Annotated in this window: 11 protein-coding genes and 2 pseudogenes; 9 read left to right on the top strand and 4 right to left on the bottom strand. The window is 69.2% G+C overall.

The genetic code is table 11. The annotated features are described in order from the left end of the window. Positions 1–39: 39 nt before the first annotated feature. Positions 40–1,284, top strand: coding sequence for an acyl-CoA dehydrogenase family protein (locus ACPXY0_RS04350; protein ID WP_423928813.1), 1,245 nt, complete (start codon positions 40–42; stop codon positions 1,282–1,284). Between the two features lie 72 nt (positions 1,285–1,356). Here the strand turns inward: ACPXY0_RS04350 and ACPXY0_RS04345 are convergent. Continuing rightward, a pseudogene (locus tag ACPXY0_RS04345) lies at positions 1,357–2,419 on the bottom strand (phosphotransferase). Between the two features lie 121 nt (positions 2,420–2,540). Between ACPXY0_RS04345 and ACPXY0_RS04340 the strand changes: the two are divergent. Further along, the gene (locus ACPXY0_RS04340; RefSeq protein ID WP_423928811.1) at positions 2,541–3,773 is read left to right on the top strand and encodes a GNAT family N-acetyltransferase; all 1,233 of its coding nucleotides are present in this window, start codon (positions 2,541–2,543) and stop codon (positions 3,771–3,773) included. 18 nt (positions 3,774–3,791) lie between these two features. Then, the gene (locus ACPXY0_RS04335; RefSeq protein WP_423928809.1) at positions 3,792–5,324 is read left to right on the top strand and encodes an AMP-binding protein; all 1,533 of its coding nucleotides are present in this window, start codon (positions 3,792–3,794) and stop codon (positions 5,322–5,324) included. A 312-nt stretch (positions 5,325–5,636) separates the two neighbouring features. On the opposite strand, the gene ACPXY0_RS04330 is transcribed toward ACPXY0_RS04335, so the two are convergent. Beyond that, on the bottom strand, positions 5,637–7,640 hold the full coding sequence (locus ACPXY0_RS04330) for a redoxin domain-containing protein (protein ID WP_423928807.1): 2,004 nt from the start codon (positions 7,638–7,640) through the stop codon (positions 5,637–5,639). Positions 7,641–7,843: 203 nt separating this feature from the next. Between ACPXY0_RS04330 and ACPXY0_RS04325 the strand changes: the two genes are divergently transcribed. The 6 genes and pseudogenes from ACPXY0_RS04325 (at position 7,844) to ACPXY0_RS04300 (ending at position 15,417) form a co-directional block, all read left to right on the top strand. After that, positions 7,844–8,794, top strand: coding sequence for a helix-turn-helix domain-containing protein (locus ACPXY0_RS04325; RefSeq protein ID WP_423928805.1), 951 nt, complete (start codon positions 7,844–7,846; stop codon positions 8,792–8,794). Between the two features lie 182 nt (positions 8,795–8,976). Continuing rightward, entirely contained in the window at positions 8,977–9,804 is an 828-nt protein-coding gene (locus ACPXY0_RS04320; protein WP_423928803.1) for a 3-hydroxyacyl-CoA dehydrogenase family protein, read from the top strand. A gap of 1 nt (position 9,805) precedes the next feature. After that, positions 9,806–11,308 carry a sodium/proline symporter gene (locus ACPXY0_RS04315; protein WP_423928801.1) on the top strand — a complete coding sequence of 501 codons (1,503 nt, stop codon included), beginning with the start codon at positions 9,806–9,808 and terminating at the stop codon, positions 11,306–11,308. Between the two features lie 7 nt (positions 11,309–11,315). Then, positions 11,316–14,360: a VPS10 domain-containing protein gene (locus ACPXY0_RS04310; protein ID WP_423928799.1), complete on the top strand. Its 3,045-nt coding sequence runs from the start codon at positions 11,316–11,318 to the stop codon at positions 14,358–14,360. A gap of 87 nt (positions 14,361–14,447) precedes the next feature. Further along, a pseudogene (locus tag ACPXY0_RS04305) lies at positions 14,448–14,714 on the top strand (HigA family addiction module antitoxin); the annotation flags it as partial. Positions 14,715–14,916: 202 nt separating this feature from the next. Continuing rightward, positions 14,917–15,417, top strand: coding sequence for a type II toxin-antitoxin system VapC family toxin (locus ACPXY0_RS04300; RefSeq protein ID WP_419941272.1), 501 nt, complete (start codon positions 14,917–14,919; stop codon positions 15,415–15,417). A gap of 145 nt (positions 15,418–15,562) precedes the next feature. On the opposite strand, the gene ACPXY0_RS04295 is transcribed toward ACPXY0_RS04300, so the two are convergent. Beyond that, positions 15,563–16,471, bottom strand: a complete 909-nt coding sequence (locus ACPXY0_RS04295) for a hypothetical protein (protein WP_423928797.1) — start codon at positions 16,469–16,471, stop codon at positions 15,563–15,565. A 335-nt stretch (positions 16,472–16,806) separates the two neighbouring features. Beyond that, the gene (locus ACPXY0_RS04290; RefSeq protein WP_423924679.1) at positions 16,807–18,159 is read right to left on the bottom strand and encodes an IS1380 family transposase; all 1,353 of its coding nucleotides are present in this window, start codon (positions 18,157–18,159) and stop codon (positions 16,807–16,809) included. Positions 18,160–18,895 lie beyond the last annotated feature (736 nt).

Raw genomic sequence — 18,895 nt, 5'->3', positions numbered from 1 at the left:
TCCCCCGTGCCTCGCGTCCGAAGGGAGTCCTGCCGACCCATGAACGCCGAATGGAACGCTCCGGCCCTGTTCTCGAAACGCTCCCTCGAACTCCAGGAGCGCGTGCGCGACTTCATGGAAGCGTGGATCCAACCCAACGAGACCACCTTCGAGCACCAACTCGAGGCGGCCGCGAACCGGTTCTCGACCCCGCCGATCCTCGAGGAATTGAAGGGGCGAGCGAAGGACGAAGGACTGTGGAACCTCTTCCTCCCCCCGGACGCGGAGCCCGGCGGCGACCCGGAATCCCGCTACGGGGTGGGCCTCTCGAACCTCGAGTACGCGCTCATCTGCGAGACGATGGGGCGGGTGGAGTGGGCGCCCGAAGTCTTCAACTGCAACGCGCCGGACACCGGCAACATGGAGACCCTCGCCCGCTACGGGACAGCGGCGCAGCGCGCGGCCTGGCTCGATCCGCTGCTGGCGGGCGAGATCCGGTCGTCGATCGCGATGACGGAGCCGGACATCGCCTCCTCGGACGCCACGAACATCCGCTCGTCGATCGTGCGCGAGGGAGACGAGTGGGTGATCGACGGGCACAAGTGGTGGGCCACGCAGGCGCCCCGGGCCGAGTGCGGGATCTTCATCTTCATGGGAAAGACCGATCCGGACGCGGCCCGCCACCTGCAGCAGTCGATGGTGCTCGTACCGCGGGACGCGCCGGGGGTCGAGGTCGTGCGCCACCTGAACGTGTTCGGATACGACAGCGCGCCGGTGGGCCACGGCGAGGTGCGGTTCAACGGCGTGCGGGTGCCGGAGGATCACATCCTGCTCGGGCCGGGGCGGGGGTTCGAGATCGCCCAGGGACGGCTGGGGCCCGGGCGGATCCACCACTGCATGCGGCTCATCGGGGTCGCCGAGCGGGCGCTCGAGGCGATGGCCGAGCGGGCGAAGACGCGCGTCGCCTTCTCGGGCCCCCTGGCCGAGAAGGGCGCGCTCCGGCACGCCCTGGCCGAGGGCCGCATCGCGGTCGAACAGACACGCCTCCTCACGCTGCACGCCGCCCACATGATGGACACGGTCGGGAACAAGGCCGCCCGGCGGGAGATCGCGATGATCAAGGTCGTGGCCCCGCGCATGGCGTGCCGCGTGCTGGACCAGGCGATCCAGGTCCACGGCGCGCTCGGCGTGAGCCCGGACATCTGGCTCGCCGCCGCCTACGCCCACGCGCGCACCCTGCGCCTCGCCGACGGCCCGGACGAGGTACATCTGGAGGCGATCGCGAAGCTCGAGCTTCGAGGCTGAGAGCGCCGCCTCTTCCCCGCGGCGGCGTCACGTAGCGGCGAAAGCGGCGCCCCTGCCCCGGAAGGGCGTGGCTCAGCCGCGTCGCGCGATGCGCCAGCCGGTCTCGGCGAGCATCGGCGCCTTCCGCCCGATCTCCAGCGCGTTCCGCGAACTCGCGTTGCCCTGCATGGCGCGCGCATACACGCCCTGGCAGATCGAAGCGAGGCGGAAGAGCCCGAAGGCCATGAAGAAGTTCCAGTCCGGCACCCCGTCGCGCCCCGTCCGCCGACAGTACGCCGCCACATAGTCCTCTTCCGATGGAATGCCGAGGGCCGCGCAGTCCACGTCCCCCAGCCCCTTCCACAGCGGGCCGTCGGGCAGGTGCCAGGTCATGCAGTTGTAGGCGAGATCCGCCAGCGGGTGGCCCAGCGTCGACAGTTCCCAGTCGACGACGGCGACGACTTCCGGCTCGGTCGGATGGAGGATCATGTTGTCGAGACGATAGTCGCCGTGCGCGATCGTCGTCTCCCGATTCCCCGTGGTCCCCTCGCCGTCGGGGATGTGCTCCGGAAGCCACTCGATGAGCGCCTCCATCGCCGGGATCTCCCGGTGGCGTGCGGCCTCGTACTGCTTCGTCCAGAGGGAGATCTGGCGCGCCACGTAGTTGGACGGCTTGCCGAAGTCCGAGAGGCCGACCGCCCGCCAGTCGACCGAATGAAGCCGTGCCAGCGTCCGGTTCATCGCGTCGTAGATCGCCGTCCGTTCGGCGGGCGACGCCGCCTCGGTAAGGCCGGGGACGGGGAGCACTCGCCCCTCGACGTGTTCCATGACGAAGAACGTCCGCCCGATCACGTCGGGATCCTCGCACAGGAGGAGCATCGCCGGGACGGGGACATCGGTTTCGGCGAGCGCCTTCATCACGCGGTACTCGCGCTCGACGAGGTGCGCGGAGCGGAGGAGGTCGCCCGGCGGTTTCTTCCGGAGGACGAAACCCTCCGCCGGTTTCGAGGCGGTAGGTGGGGTTGGACTGCCCGCCCTGGTACTGGAGGGCCGTCAGTCCGCCGCGGAAGTCGTCCAGACCCTGTGCGTACAGATAGTCGGCGAGCCGTCGCTCGTCGAACCGGTGCGCTCTCGTGACGGGTCCCAGCGTCGACATCGGCTCTCCCGCGTGAACTCCGGGTGCGGCGTCCGTCCGGCCTCGGTAATGTGCCCCGTTCGTCGTCCCCCCGAAACGGAGCGGGGGACGGGTCGTTTCCCGAGCGACGAGACCTGGTTCCGTGACGATCGTCCGACAGCTGGCGGAAGGCGACCGCGCCCGGGTCGCCCACCTGCAGCAGCAGGCGTTCATGCTCCCTCCGGAGCGGATCGCGATCGCCGGAAACTATCCGCTCGAGCAGGGCTGGGTCGTGGAGGACGGGGGGACGGTCCAGGGCTCCCTGCGGGTCCAGAAGCTGGGGCAGTTCTTCGGCGGGCGCGCCGTGCCGTGCGCGGCGGTGTCCTCCGTCAAGGTCGCGTCGGAGGCCCGAGGGCGCGGGTACGGCGGCGCACTGCTGCGGGAGGTTATCGAGACGCTGCGCGAGGAGGGGGTCGCGGTGTCCAGCCTCTTCCCCGTCCACGGCGGCGTGTACCGGCGCTACGGGTGGGAGTTCGCCTCCGCCCACCAGCGGCGGGCCCTGCCCATCTCCGAGTTGGCGTGGCGACCTCCGCCGGATGCCGCGGGGGTGACGGTCGAGCCGTTCGAGGACGACGATCTCGGGGCGGTGTCGGCCTTCTACCGGAGCCGGGCTGCGGGGGAGAACGGACCGTTCGACCGGGACGAGGCGTGGTGGGAGGAGCGCGTCCTCGCCCCGCGTTTCGGCCGCACCACGTACCGGTACGTGGCCCGATCGGGGGGCCGTGTGTGCGGCTACATGGTCTACACGCACGAGCCGTCGTCGGGCACGCTGCCGTACGGCTTCGATCTGGACTGCCGCGACTTCTACTGGGACGGGCCCGCCGCTCTGGCGGCGCTGCTGAACTTCGTTCGGGGCCACGCGGGGATGGGACAGCGGCTCCTGTGGCCGGGCCCGCCCGCGGATCCGATCGAACTCGTGCTCACGGGACTCGCGCCGACCCTCGCCGGGCGGATGGCCGGGATGTTCCGGCTCGTCGACGTGCCGGCGGCGTTGGCGGCGCGCGGCTATCCGGAGGACGTGGAGGCCGACCTGCGCCTGTGGATCGAGGACGACGTGCTGCCCGCCAACGCCGGTCCTGTCGCCGTCCGCATCGCGGACGGGCGGGCCCGCGTGAGCGGCCCGGGGCGCGACGGCTCCCCGGCCGGGCCGGCATCCCGGGCCGCCCGGTCGGCCCCTCGCGTCGACGTCCGCGTCCTGGCCGCGCTGTTCACCGGGCAACTCGACGCCGACACCGCCGCCCGGGCCGGGCTGCTCCCCGGTGTCGACGCGGACACCCGCCGAACGCTGCGCGCCGCCTTCGCCGGCCCCGCCCCGTGGATGACGGAGTTCTACTGAGCCCCCGGAGGCCGCGCGGTGGGTGACGTCGAAGGCCCGATCTCGCCCGACGCGATCTCGTACGGGCGGCGCCTGGGCGACCTCGCCCGCCAGCGGCCCGACGCCCCGGCGCTCGTCTTCGCCCGCCGCGACAGGACGGAACGCCGCTACACCTGGCGCGAACTCGACCGCGCGAGCAACCGCCTCGCCCGCCTCTTCGCCGCCCGCGGGCTCCGGCGGGGCGACTGGCTCGTCATCGGTCTCTACAACTGTCCCGAACACACCCTCACCACCCTCGCCGGCTGGAAGCTCGGGGCCTGCGTCCTCCCCCTCAGCGCCCGCCTCCCGCCGGCGGAACGCGACGGACTCCTCGCCCTCGCGGACCCCGCACTCGTCGTCGCCGACTGGAATCTCGCGGACTCGGATCTGCCGGATCTGCCCGTGCTCGGACACGCGGACCTCGAGCCAGCCGAAGCCCTCGATCCGGGCCCCCTCCCCGACCGCATCTCCCATCCCGGCAAGGCGGTCGGTTCGGGCGGCTCCACCGGCCGCCCGAAGATCATCATCGACCCCCGCCCCTGGGCCGCCGAACCCGGGGACACCTTCCGGGGGCTGGGCGGGCGCGTCGGCATGCGGGAGGGGCAGAACGTCTTCGTCCCCGGCCCCCTGTACCACAACGCGCCCTACTGCTGGTCGCACTGGGCGCTGTTCGAGGGCTCGACCGTCGTCCTCATGGAGCGCTTCGACGCCGCGCTGGCCCTCGACCTCCTCGAGCGGCACCGGATCGGGTGGACGACACTCGTCCCCACCATGATGCTCCGCATGGCGCGGGTCGAAGGGATCGAGAAGCGCGACTTCTCCGCCCTGGACGGGCTCATGCACACGGCCGCGCCCTGCCCGCCCTGGGTCAAGGGGCGCTGGATCGATCTCGTCGGGGCGGAGAAGGTGTTCGAGGCGTTCGGCGCCACCGAGGCGATCGGGGCGACGATCATCCGTGGGGACGAGTGGCTCGCGCACGAAGGGAGCGTCGGCCGTCCCGCTGGCTGCGAAGTCCGCGTCCTCGGCGAAGACGGACGTGACCTGCCCACCGGCGAGGTGGGCGAACTCCACTTCCGCCTCGCCTCGGGCGCCCCCCCGGACTACGAGTACAGGGGTTCCCCGCCCGCCCCGACGACCCCCGACGGGTTCGTCACCGTCGGCGATCTCGGCTGGGTCGATGAGGAGGGGTATCTCTTCCCCGCCGACCGCCGCACCGACCTCATCATTTCGGGCGGCGCAAACATCTATCCGCAGGAAATCGAGGCGGTCCTCACCGAGCACCCGGATGTCCGCGACGTGGCCGTGATCGGCCTCCCCGACGATGAGTGGGGCAAGCGCGTCCACGCCGTCGTCCTCCCCGTGGACGGCGCCTCCCCGTCGCCCGCCGCCCTGGAGGCGTTCTGCCGCGCGCGCCTCGTCTCCTGGAAGGTGCCGAAGAGTTTTGAACTCGTGCCCGACTTCCCCCGCGACGAGGCCGGCAAGATCCGCCGCGGCGCCCTCGTCGCCGAGCGGACGCGCGGTCGGCGCGGCTGAAGAGGCGTTCCCGCGGGAACGCTGCGCACTCGAGGGGGGAATGCCACAAAACGTGGAGTGGTGGCTCTGCGGCCGGAACACGGATCGGCCCACGTCGTCGGATTGCGTTCCATGGTACTACACCGGTCGGGACCGCGTGCTCGGAAGGTACGGGCAGCTTGATGGTGTCGGCGACGGGACCCCCCGTGTGGTCTACCGCGCCCCGGCCGAGGCAAGGGATGTCTGGATCGTGGCCAGTGTGATGCTCCAGAGCACCGATCCCTTCTGCCCGCCCGTCGGCCACGTGCGCAAGAGGGTGCGGGTAGTCGGAACCTAGAAGGCGTCGCTGCGGAGGGCGTCGATGCGGCGGGCGACGCCGGCTTCGTAGCCGGATTCCTCGAAGCCTTCGCGCTTGAACTGGATGAGCCCCGCCTGATCCAGGTAGAGCGTCGTCGGATAACCGAGGATCTCGTAGTCGAGGGCGAGTCCCTGCTCGTCGAAGAGGACGGGGAACGTGAAGCCGCCATCTTCGATCTGCTGCGCGACCTGCTCGCGGGGAGACCCTGCCGTTGCCACGGTCAGGAATACGACATCTTCGTCCTCTTCATACGTCTTCAGGAGTTCGACGAAGTGGGGGAACTCCTCGATGCAGGGGCCGCACCACGTCGCCCAGAACTTGAGCACGACGATCTTCCCCTCGAGGCCGCTCAGCCGCCACTCGACCCCGGTCTGGTCCGCGAGGGCGAACTCCGGCGCTTCGCGCTCGAGACGCTGGCCGAGTTCCCGCAGTTCCAGTTCTCTCTCGACTGCCGGACCGCGGACTGCGAGTCGCTCTTCCACGGCCTCCTCGGACAGACCGATCGCCTCGGCGGTCTCCACGGCGGCGGGGCGGTACCATCCGCGGAAGGCGGTGGCTTCCACGAAGACATCGAGCGCCTCCGCGGGTCGATCTTCGCGAAGTAGGTGCCGGCCGTATTCCGCCAGCGTCCAGCTGCGGCGGGACTCCGTGGCAAGCTCCTCAAGCAGCGTTCCGGCCGCCTCGATCTCGCCGAGCTGGGTGAGTGCACGGGCCTGAATCACGCGCGCCTGATCGATGAAACTCCGGCGTGACGTCTCCCGCTCCTGGCCTCGGCTTCCCGGATACAGGTATCCCGGGCGATGCGCGCGGAGCGCCTCCTCGAGCGCGACTGCCTTCTCAAGCACGACCTCGGGCCGGATGCCGAAGTAGAGCAGCGTGGCGAGCTTGGAACCGTAGACTCCGTCCTGCCACTGGATCTCATCCATCACGGCGGTGAACAGGGACTCGGCGACGTCCGGATCGAGCGCCGGACCCGGCGGTTCGGCCGCGATGCGCGGGTAGTTCAGTTCGGATGACGACGGCTCCGGATCCAGGGAGGCCATCACCTCCGCCTGTACGGTCGCGTAGCGGCGGACAAACCATGCGGCACGCTCCGAAAGTTGCGGCGACTTCAGTCCCTCGGCGATGAGACGGGACAGTTCGTCCCACCGGTCGCCCTCGGCGTCGCCGTACAGGGCGTCCTGCCAGTCGATGGCCAGATCCCAGTAGCGGAGGTCGTCGGCCAGGTTGCCACGGTCGGGGGCGGCCTCCAGACGTTCCAGCCAGCGGTCCGCGTCGTCTTCCCGCCGGAGCAGGCGGAAGTCGTAGCCCGCCGCAAGCCGGTACAGGAGCGGCGCGGGAACGTTCGGATCGCCTTCGGCCTCGGCGGCGAGCGCGTCGAGGGCGGCCCCGATCGAATCCTTCACTACCTGGCCCCGGTCACCCTCATCCTGATCGGCGAGTGCGATGCGGAGCGACCCCAGGGCGTGGAGCAGGATCTGGTCGTCGCTGCGCGTCGCCCCATGCTCGGCGAGGATCGCGGCGTAGGCGTCGAGCTGTCCGAGATCCGACGCCGCCTCTTCCGCATCGTCGTACATGACGGGGCGGTCCGGCGCGTTGCGGAGCGCCTCGGGGAGAACTCGCAGGATCGTCTCGCCATACCGGCGGTCGGTCTCGAATATGCCGGCCCAGCGGAGGGCACGGATGTACGCCTCCCAGCCAGCGGCGTCTCCGGGTTCCAGTTCGAGTGCGCGCTCCCACGCCTCCGCGGCTTCCGCGTTCAGGCTGAAGTAGTTGGCGAGCGTCGCGTACTGCCGGTGCGCCTCGGCGTCATCCGGAGATCGTGTCCGCGCCGAGTCGTAGCGGACCATGGCCCGCTCCAGTTCGATCGCCTCGACGTCCGCGGCCGCGTCGGCCATCAGTTCCGCTTGGGGGCGGGCGTCGCCGCAACCCGCGAGGACCATCAGACTCACACCGGCAAAGACCAGGTACCGTCTCATCGATTTCGCTCCAGTGGACGTCCGCGCGGGGTCTCCGCTACGGAGACAGACCGAAGATGGGGAGGGTTGCGCGCGGGCGGAAGGGGTCCGCGGAGGGGGCTGTCGTACCGCAGTAGAAATGTCCTCCCTTAGCGCAGTAGAAATGTCCTCTTACGGTCCATGTTCGGTTTGGGGGCTTCGAACATGGTCCGGGAGAGGAGCTGATGGAGTTGAGTTTGAGGGAGAGGGACCGCGTGTCGGTACTTCGACAGGTGAGCGAAGGCGTGCTGACGGGAGCGGCCGGGGCGGCGCGGCTCGGGGTGACGCCTCGTCACTTCCGGCGTCTGTTTCGGCGGTTCGAGGCGGAGGGTGACGCTGCGGCGGTGCACGGCCTCAAGGGGCGGCCATCGAACCGGTCGCTGCCCGCGGCGGTGCGGGAGCTTGCGCTGTCGGTGGCGGCCGATCCGCTGTACGCGGACTTCGGCCCGACGCTGCTGGCCGAGCACCTTGGGCGGCGCTTCGCGGTGGTGGTGAGCCCGGACACGCTTCGGCGGTGGATGCTGGAGGCCGGGCTGTGGGAGCGGCGCCGGCGGCGCGCGCGGCACCGCAGCCGTCGGCCCAGGCGGGCGGCGCTGGGCGAACTGGGGCAGTGGGACAGCTCCGTGCACCCGTGGCTGGAGGAGAGGTCGCCGGGGAGCCAGACGCTGATCTCGATCCACGACGACGCGACGAGCCGGCTGCTCATGGCCCGCTTCGTGGCGCGCGACTTCACCATCCGGTTCGCCAAGCGGCGCTGGCAGATCCCGGAGCGGGAAGCCGGCGGCATCGCCCCGTCCGCCGAGATCGTCGTCGAGCGCCGCCTCGACGGTGAGGTCCGCTTCCGCTTCGGTGAGCGCTACCTCGAGGTCGAACCCGTATGCCAAGCCTCCGCCGCTTCCCCCAACGACGCGCCCGCCAAGCCGGCAAAGCCGCGGCCCGCACCTCCCAAGCCAGCTCCGGACCACCCTTGGCGCAAGCACTTCCAAGCCAGTGCCCAACAGGCCATCGCACGCCGGCACCTCCGCCGCGAGAGAGAAGGGATATCCAACGAAAACGAACGGCCCCGCATCCCCGAAACGACCGGAGCCGGGGCCAAAACCGGAACCCCCGGGGAGGACATTTCTATTGCGCCCTAACCCCGGACATTTCTATTGCGGTTTGACAGGTCCGCGGAGGGGGCGAGTCCGAGGGACAGCCTTTCCGGGGGGCGGGACGGCGTGGCATCCTCCGACGCCGGACGATCGCAGCCGCGAGCCTGCTGCTGCCGAGGTGCCGACCGGGCGCCGATCAGATGTCGACGACGACACCGGGGAAGCCCATGAGTGATCCACTGGCGGGGATTCGCGTACACCAGACGAGGGCGGCCGAGCAGGAGGCCGGGGCCGGGGACGTGACGGTCGACCCCATCGGGCGCGCCGCCGTCGTGGGGGCCGGGCTCATGGGCGCGGGGATCGCCCAGGTACTCGCTTTGGGCGGGTTGGAGGTCGTCATGAACGACCTCGACGAGGGGGCGCTCGACCGGGCCGCCAGGCGCATCGAGCACGGGCGCTTCGGGATCCGGACGGGCGTCGAGATCGGCAAGGTGAACCCCGCCGACGCCGCGGCCGCGCTGGGCCGGCTCTCTGGCACGACCGACCTCGCCGAAGCCGCGGCGGAGGCAGACCTCGTCATCGAGGCGGTGTACGAGGACTTCCAGCTCAAGACGCGCCTCTTCCGCCGGCTGGACGAGGCCGCCCCGCCCCACGCGATCCTCGCCTCCAACACCTCCGGCTTCTCGATCGGGGGCCTCGCCGGCGCCACGGACCGGCCCGAGCGCGTCATCGGGTGGCACTGGGCGACGCCGGCCTCCGTGATCCGGGTGGCGGAGATCGTCGTCCACCGGGGGACCGCCGACACGGTGCGCGATGCCGTCGTGGCCCTCGCCCGCCGCTGCGGCAAGAACCCGGAGGTCGTGCACGACCAGCCGCTGGCCTGGGGCTTCGTCGCGAACCGCGTGTTCTCGGCCGCGATGCGCGAGGCGCGCGAGATCGTGGCCGAGGGCGTGGCGACCCCCGAGCAGGTGGACCGCCTGATGAAGGATTGCTACCGCTGGCCGGCCGGACCGTTCGAGATGGTCGCCGCCGTCGACTCCGGCTGGGAGGAATAGGATGTCGCCCGTGATCATCGGCGTGGTCGTCGTCTATCTCCTCTTCCTCCTCGTCATCGGCGTGTGGGGCGGGAAGGAGTCGCACGACGTGAAGGGGTACTACGCGGCCGGGAAGAAGCTTCCCGCCTGGGTCCTCGCCTTCTCCTCGAACGCGACCGGAGAGAGCGCCTGGCTCCTGCTCGGGCTCACGGGGATCGGCTACGCGCTCGGCATGCACGCACTTTGGGTCGTGCTGGGCGAGGTGCTCGGCGTCGCCCTCGCGTGGGCCTACGTGGCGCGCCCGTTCAAGGCCTTCACCGACCGCTACGGTTCGATCACGGTCCCCGACTACCTCGAGGACCGTTTCCACGACAAGACGCACAGCTTCCGCATCGTCGGGGCCGTCATCGTCCTCTCCATGGTCGCCTTCTACGTCGGGGCGCAACTCACGGCGACCGGGAAGGCGTTCGACGCCTTCCTCGGCACCGGATACCACGCGGGCGTCTATCTCGGCCTCGCCGTGGTCCTCTTCTATACGGTCGTGGGCGGGTTCAAGGCGGTCGCGTACTCCGACTTCGCGCAGGGCGTCCTCATGTTCGCGTGCCTGCTCGTGCTCCCCTTCGTCGGCATCAGCGCGGTCGGGGGCTGGGGCGCACTCATGGACGGGCTGCGCGCGGCCGAACCCCTCGTGGCCTTCGAGGGACTGCAGGCATCCGGCTCCGACCTCCTGCGGCTCGGCGGCGGGCTCGGACTCACCCCACTGGGCATCGCGAGCGCGGCCGGATTCGTGGGCGTGGGGCTCGCGTTCCTCGGCGCCCCGCAGCTTCTGGCGCGCTTCCTCGCGGCCCGCGACCAGCACGAGATCCGGAAGGCGGGACCGATCGCCGTCGGCTGCATCATCGTGTTCGATCTCGGGGCCGTGTTCACGGGGATGGCCGCCCGCGTCCTCTACCCGGCCCTCGCCGACCCCGAGACGGCGCTCCCCGCCATGGCGGCGGGACTGCTGCCGGATCTGTTCACGGGTCTCGTCCTCGTCGTCGTCCTCGCCGCCATCATGTCGACGGCCGATTCGCTGCTGATCCTCGCTTCCTCCGCGGCGGTGCGGGACGTCTACCAGAAGATCTTCCGTCCCGACGCGCGCCAGCGCGCGCTCTCCGTGCTGGGCAAGGCCGTGACGGTCGTGCTCGGGCTCACGGGCCTGGTGCTCGCGCTCACGGCCGAGCGCGCGATCTTCTGGTTCGTCCTCTTCGCCTGGTCCGGCCTCGCGGCGGCGTTCGCCCCGGTCGTGCTGTGTTCGCTCTTCTGGGCGGGCACGACGCGCGCCGGCGCCGTGGCCGGCATGATCGCCGGCTTCCTCGTCACGATGCTGTGGGTCGTCCTCTTCAAGGAGGGCTTCTACGACCTGTACGAGATGCTCCCGGGCTTCGCGGCGGGCTTCGCCGTCACGATCGGCGTTAGCCTGTTCACGCAGCCACCCCCGGGCGCGGCCGAGGAACTGGCCGCGATCCGCAACGAGATCAGGTAGGAGGCCGATGCCCCTGCGTCTGGTGCTGGTCGCGATGTTGCTGTCTGCGCTGTCCCCTGGGCTCGCAGCGCAGGACCTGGTCTCGGTCCTCCCGCCCATGGAGTGGCGCTCGATCGGGCCGGACCGGGGGGGACGCTCGATCGCCGTGGCGGGCCATGCCGAGCGGCCGTTCGAGTACTACTTCGGCGCGACCGGCGGCGGGCTGTTCAAGACGACGGACGGCGGGTCCACCTGGACGCCGGTGACCGATGGGCAGGTCGGCAGCGCCTCGGTCGGCGCGGTCGCGATGGCGCCGTCCAACCCCGATGTCGTGTACATCGGCATGGGCGAGGTGCAGCTGCGCGCCAACGTCCTCCAGGGCGACGGCGTCTACCGCTCCGATGATGCCGGGAAGAGCTGGCGACACCTCGGCCTCGCCGACACACACGCGATCGGGCGGATCCGCATCCATCCGACAAACCCCGACCGCGCGTACGTGGCCGCCCTCGGCCATCCCTTCGGGCCCAATCCCGAGCGTGGCCTCTTCCGGACCACCGACGGGGGCAGGACGTGGGAGAAGGTGCTCTTCCGCGACGAGCGCACGGGGGCCGTCGACCTCGCCATGGATCCGAGCGACCCGGACGTCCTCTACGCGACGCTGTGGCAGGTGTATCGCAGGCCGTGGCGCCTGTGGAGCGGCGGCGAGGGATCGGGGATCTTCAAGTCCACCGATGGCGGCGACACGTGGAGCGAACTCACGCGTAACCCGGGCCTCCCGGACGGAATGCTGGGCAAGGTCACGGTAACCGTCTCGGGCGCGGACTCGAATCGCGTATGGGCCAATATCGAGGCCGAGCGGGGCGGACTGTACAGGTCCGACGATGGAGGCGCGTCGTGGGACCTCATCAACGGCCATCGGGACATCTGGCAACGCGCCTTTTACTTCCAGCGCCTCGAGGCGGACCCGGTCGATCGCAACACGCTGTACATCCTCAACTTCCGACTCATGCGCTCGACGGACGGCGGACTCACACTCGAGAGCGTGCCCGAGTCCCACGTCGACCATCACGACCTGTGGATCGACCCCACGAACCCCCTGCGCATGATCAACGGCAACGACGGGGGCGGCGTCGTCACGGTGAACGGGGGCCGCACGTGGACCTCGATGCGGTATCCGACGGCACAGATCTATCGCCTGGCCACGACCGCGGACTTCCCCTACCACGCGTGTGGCGCGCAGCAGGACAACACGACCGTGTGCGTGTCGTCCGAGCCGAACCATCTCCGGGACCCGAGGGGCGCGAGCACGGAATGGATGTACCCGGTGGGCGGAGGCGAGAGCGGCTACATCGCGCCACACCCCGCCGACCCCAACATCTTTTACGCGGGCGCGACGAACACGCTCACCCGCTACGACCGAGCGACCGGCATGGCGACGGACATCCAGCCGTGGCCGCGCATCGTGATGGGCGAGCCGGCGCGGGACATGCCCGAGCGCTGGAACTGGACCTACCCGATCGCGGTGGCGCCGGCGCCGCCCCATGCGCTGTACGTGGGATCGCAGCACCTGTGGAAATCGGTCGACGAGGGTGAGACGTGGGCGAAGATCAGCCCGGACCTGACGCGCGCCGAGCCGGAGACGCTCGACGACTCCGGCGGCCCGATCGTCAAGGACCAGGACGGGCCCGAGATCTACGGCACGCTCTACTCGATCGGGCTCTCGCCGCACGAACCGGAGACGATCTGGACCGGATCCGACGACGGTCTTGTCCACGTGTCGCGGGACGGCGGCGACAACTGGGAGGACGTCACGCCCCCGGACACGCCCCCGCACACGCGCGTGATGAGCGTGGAGGTGTCTCCGCATCGGCCCGCGAGCGCGCATGTGGCGGGGATCAGGTACGAGATGGACGACCGGGCGCCGTACTCGTGGAGGACCGACAACTACGGGGCGAGCTGGACCCGGATCGGCGACGGCATCCCCGATGGCGCCTTCGTGCGCGTCATCCGGGAGGATCCCGAGCGCCCGGGGCTCATGTACGCGGGCACCGAGCGCGGCGTGTTCGTCTCCCTCGACGGGGGATCGAGCTGGAGCGACCTGTCGTTCCAGCTTCCGGATACGCCCGTCACTGGGCTCTCGGTCGAGGCGCGCGACCTCGTGATCAGCACCCACGGCCGCGCCTTCTGGGTCCTCGACGACATCGAGACGCTGCGGCAGCTCGACGCGCAGGTCGCCGGCGCGGACGTACACCTCTTCCGGCCGGCCGACGCGTTTCGGCGATCCGTCCCCGCGGTCATCGATTTCCGGGTGAACGCGCCGGGGAGGCACGTGCGGCTCGACATCCTCACGGACGAACGCGAACACGTCCGCACCCTCGTCGACGAGACGGTGGATCGGGGCACGCACCGGGTCCGCTGGGACCTCCGCTACCTGGGCGCGGTGACGTTTCCCGGGATCGTCCTTGAGGGCGGCGACCCGGGCGTGGGGCCTTGGGCGCCGCCGGGTCGCTACCTCGCGCAACTGACCATCGACGGCTCGACCCGGGAGGCAACGTTCGACGTGAATCCCGACCCGAGGCTCGGCGACATTCCCGCCGCCGCGTTCACCGATCAGTTCCGTCTCGCCATGGCGATCCGCGATGCCGAGAGCCGGGCGAACGAGAGCGTCATCCTGGTGCGCGATCTCCTCTCCCAGATCGACGCGATCGTCAGCAGGGCGGACGACGTGGGCCTCCGGGACGAGGTGTCCGGCTTCGCGGCGGGAATCGAGGCGGTCGCGGGAGAACTCTACCAACTCCGGAACCAGAGCCCGAAGGACAAGATCGCCTTCCCTATCAAGCTCAACGATCGCCTGACCGGACTGCGCAGCCACCTGGAGCGGGGAGACGGCACCCCGATCAGCGCGTATCGGGCGGTCTTCAACGAACTCTCCGCCGAACTCGACACCCGGATGGGGATCCTTCGGCGACTACTCAGCGACGACCTGCCCCGATTGAACCAGCGGCTTGAAGCAGCGGGGCTGACGCGGTTGGAAACCATCAGGTCGGCGGCACCATTGATTGGCGGCGCGTGAGCCACCGCCGGTAGGGCCGCCGCAGGCATACTCTTCTTGACGGCTCGTTGCCCGTCACGCTACGCTTTACGCATGAGGCGAAGAACGATGGCAGATCCGCTCCACCCGGGGGAGTTCGTCAGGACGGAGATCCTCGAGCCCCGAGACTTGACGGTCGTCGAGGCGGCGCAGGTGCTCGGTGTCTCCCGCCCGGCGCTGTCAGCCTTTCTGAACGGCCGGTCGGATCTGTCCGGGATGATGGCCCTGCGCATCGAAAAGGCTTTCGGCGTCAGGATGGAAACGCTGATGCAGATGCAGGCGTCCCGTGACATTGCCCGGACGCGTAGCCGCGAGGACGAGATCAGAGTCCAGCCGCAGTCCGTGCGGGAGCGGGGGGCGCCCTATGCGGAGGCGACACTGAATATCAACGATGCCCTGATGCGACGCCTGCGCGAAGAGGCGGCGCGACGGCAGACCACTCTGTCCGAACTCGTCGAGGAAGGACTCAGACGTGTGCTAGAAGAACCAACCTCCACCGACGGTCCGCCCGCACTTGCACCACTCCCTACCTGGCGCGGTGGCCGACATCTGGTCGACATCTCCGACCGCGACGCGCTCTACCGCGCGATGGAAGAGGAGTGAGACGCTGGTTTTCGACACCAACGTCCTCGTCTACGCGATAAACGAAGACTCCGAATTCCACGTCCCCTGCCTGCGGCAACTTGACGAGGCACGTCTCGGTCCGGCACGGACCTTCCTCACGTGGAGCGTGTGCTACGAGTTCCTGCGGGTGACCACCCACCCGCGTGTGATGCAGTCACCGCGACGAGCCACGGCTGCCTGGCGCTTTCTCTCGGAACTGCTGGAGTCGCCCGGGATCGACCTGTTGACCGCGACGCGGCGTCACGGGGCCGTTCTTGCGCGAACCGTGGAAGAGCTTCCACACATCAGCGGCAATCGGATGCACGATCTGCACATCGCCGTCCTGATGCGCGAACACGGCATCAGCCGGATATGCACCCGCGACGCCGGCTTCCGGCGCTTTCCCTTCCTCAGCGTAGTCGATCCCCTGGCATGACATCGGACGTATTCTGCCCCGTGGCGGCAGAAACGGTTTGAGTCCTGCCGCATGATTGGTTCGTGACCGCCCCCGGGGCCGAGCGTCAGGCGAGTACCGTACTTGCAAGCATGTATTCGCCTGCTTGGCGCTACTTGCGTGCACTTTATTCATTCGCAACCTTGTCTAGCCAAGATCTGTTCCATGCAATTCTCCACTTCCCATCCTCCTCGATGGTTGACCCAAAGATGTCTGGCGCTTGAATCCGGCCCATCCTCTGGAATTGGACCGTACAGATCAGGTCTGGGCCGAGTCCGTGGTTGAGAATCCTGCGTCGCCGGTAATCTCTGGCGAAGACGCTTACGCGGGCATAGGCGAGCGGAAGCCTCTTGGCGACCCCCCGATTTCCCGGTTCTGGGACAGCTGCCCGTCGTACGACACGCAGAATGCGGCGCCTCACACGGGGCACCAGAACCCGCGCGTTAGATCCCATACTCCCTAGTACGACCGATCCCTGCAGTACGCCTCCCCATCCGTTCCGATGCACCTTGGCAGTACGGCACAGCACATCTGGAACCCCAAGTCGCCCCCGAAGGTCACGCATCACGATTCTCCACGCATTTGACATTGCCATGCGAAGCGTGTCGACCTTCCCGCCGAGCCTCGACATCCGGCGCCGAGGCGCGTAGAACAACAAGTCACCCTCGATCACCCCCCTGTAAGCCTCGATATCCCTCTTCCCGCTCCGCCGCGCCGCACGGAGGGCTGCACCGTCGAATGCCACCCAGCCCGGCAAGGCAATTGGTGATCGCATAGAAATAAAATATCGGTCGAAGCCTTGCACTAACGCCTCTGCCAGGATCCCCGTCTGCACGGCCGAGAATCTGACCTTATTCACGTCTCGAGAGTTCGTCTTCGCATACACGAGCAACTGCGACCGCGGACCGATGCGTGATTCCACACAGCCGTCAATATACCACCACGGTGATCTTGTCTCCTCTGCAAGCTCTTCGACTAGGAACTCGCGTGGGGCGGGGTAACGGGATCGGCGGTTAAGGATGAGAAAAACTTTCACGGCCGCCGCAATCCCGTTGCACACATCAACAAAATCGTCCGTTGTCCAGATAACGCTTTGATTCGTAAGAGTTTCTGTCCTGTTCCGTTTATCACGGTAATGAATCTGATCTTGTAAGCCCGGATCCTGCGTTGGCGCATAGTCGGGCGGCCTGAGGGCGATTATGACCGGCGGTTGTGGCGACTTGGCGCGGGCGGTGGCGTTTTCGGGGCCGGACCGGGCCTCGGCGGAGGGCCGGCGGGGCTCGGGAGGGGTCCCGAACGGCTCGCGGAGACACGGGGAGTGGGCGCCGCCGCGCGGCGCCTTCGGAAAGCCGGAGTTGGGGCCGGTCAGATTTAGGCGGGCGCGGGCGGCGGGAGACCCCGCTCGATGGCCCGGAGCGCCGGTCGCAGGAGGCCGAGGGCCGGTTCGGCGCGCGCGAACCCGAGCGAGGTTCGGCGGGCGTGGGAGGTGATCCTGGCGGGGGCGCGCAGCAGGCGCAGCCGGATGCCGCGCGGCTGCACGGCGCGCCAGCGGCCGCCGAGGAAGTTCGCGCGCAGGATGTGGAGGAGTTGGTAGGCGAGCACGGCGAGGCTCCACAGCAGGGCGTTGCCGCCGAGGTCGTCCACCGCGGTGCGGCCGGCCGAGAGCTGGCCCAGCTCCTCGATCCGCTGCTCGACGACCGCGCCCGCGTTGTAGGCGCGCCACGCCTCGACGGGGCCGATGCTCCCGATGTTGGTCAGAACGTCGGCGCTCATCGTGGTCTCCCACGCCGCGAGATCGAGTTCTCCCTCGTCCGGCCCGACCCGTCTCCGCCTCTCGACCGAGAGAAGCCGCGTCCCCCACAGCTCGCCGGAGGCCGTCCTCAGTTCCCGGTCCCCGGCCTCGTCCCGGGCGGCGGTCTCCCAGGCGCCCCGGAAGCCGTCGAGCCAGGCGTGCCGCGGCACCTTGAGCAGATAGGACACGCCGAGCTCCTCCATGCGCCGCGCGATGGACTTGGAGAAGAACCCCTTGTCCAGCCGCACGGTGATCCGCCGCACCCCCGCCCCCCTCAGGCGGGCCACCAGCTCGGCCAGCCACGCCTCCGCCCCCCGGGCCGTGTGCGCGCCCCCCGGCCGCCAGCGCACCCCGAGGCAGTCGCCCGTCTCCAGGACGTAGGCCAGAAGGGGGTGGTGCGAGGGGCGGCCCCGCTTCTTCGGGTTGTAGCCCCGCTCCGCCCCGGCCTGCTTCAGCCCGTAGCGCACCACGACGGTCGAGTCCATGACGATCGTCGCCGACCGGGGCGCCCCGCCGGCCAGCTCCCAGCGCCGCCGCACCATCCGCCACAACAGCTCGTCCAGAAGCGGCGACAGCACGGCCGCCGAACCCCGCAACCAGCGCCCGAACGTGGCCGGGTGCGGCACCCGCGCCCAGCCGAAGATGCGGCGCACGCCCCGCCGCTCCAGAAGCGGCAGGTCGTCCATCGCCCCGCCGCCGTACAGGAGCAGCACCACCCACGACTCGACCATGAGCGATGGCCGGTAGCGGCCGGGGACGTTCCCGCTCCGCCGGTCGATCCAGCCGCCCAGCCCCAGCGCGTCCCACAGCTTCCGAACCACGACGAGGCCGCCCGCGTCGGTGATCCGCCCGCCGCCCCCGCGGACCCTCAGCGCGGCCGCCGATCCTTGCACGTGCGGGCGCGGTCCGGTATAGTCGTTTCCACGCACCATTCGGGTGTCCTCCGTTCCGGGGTGAACTCTTGTTCAGTCCCTCTGAACGTAGGGCCCCGGGCGGTGCTTTTCCATAGTCCGAAACTATGATCTCACTATCGTCAAGGCCTCCACGGCCCGGCTACGGCCGCCCTCCCGGACGAGCCCCGCGCCCACGATCGCAGGATCCGGGGTAAGTAGGTGATTCTACCGTGAGCGATGGCGTTCCTCATGACGTGGCGATAGGGCGCGACTAGCGTCCCGTTGTTTCCCCGTCGGATCTCTTCGACAACAGGCCATGCGTCCAACCCATCGGTCCCAACACCGCGATCGATACGAGAAAAATGCGCGACTACCCGCACCAGCGGTATCAATACGCCCTCAACCAGACGCAGATACGCCGGATGAAATGTTCGATCAATCACCCGGACCAGCTCGAAAACATCTGCTGGATTATGCATGTGATCGTGCCAAGACGCTGCATTGATTTCGCGGAGGAACAAGAAAGCACGGTCAAGTTCTGTGCGGCCTTGGCGTAAGTAATCCTGCAGAGCTGCCCGATCCGTCGCATCCCGGTCAACCAGCCAGCGGTACATGGCTGACTGCGAAGACAAGTCGAACCACTTCTGTGGGATTCGGTTCAAGTATGGCCGTAGTGCCAAGACGGCATCGTCGCCGACTGGGGCCAGCGCCGGAAACAGCCTCCGTATGAGATCTCGATCCAGAGCGTTTGAGTCCGCAGTCAGAGCATTGTTCA

This window comes from Candidatus Palauibacter sp. (genome assembly GCF_965237495.1).
In the GTDB taxonomy this organism is placed as follows: Bacteria; Gemmatimonadota; Gemmatimonadetes; order Palauibacterales; family Palauibacteraceae; genus Palauibacter.
Note: the sequence above shows the minus strand (reverse complement) of the source record. Positions and strands in the feature narration are given on the sequence as shown.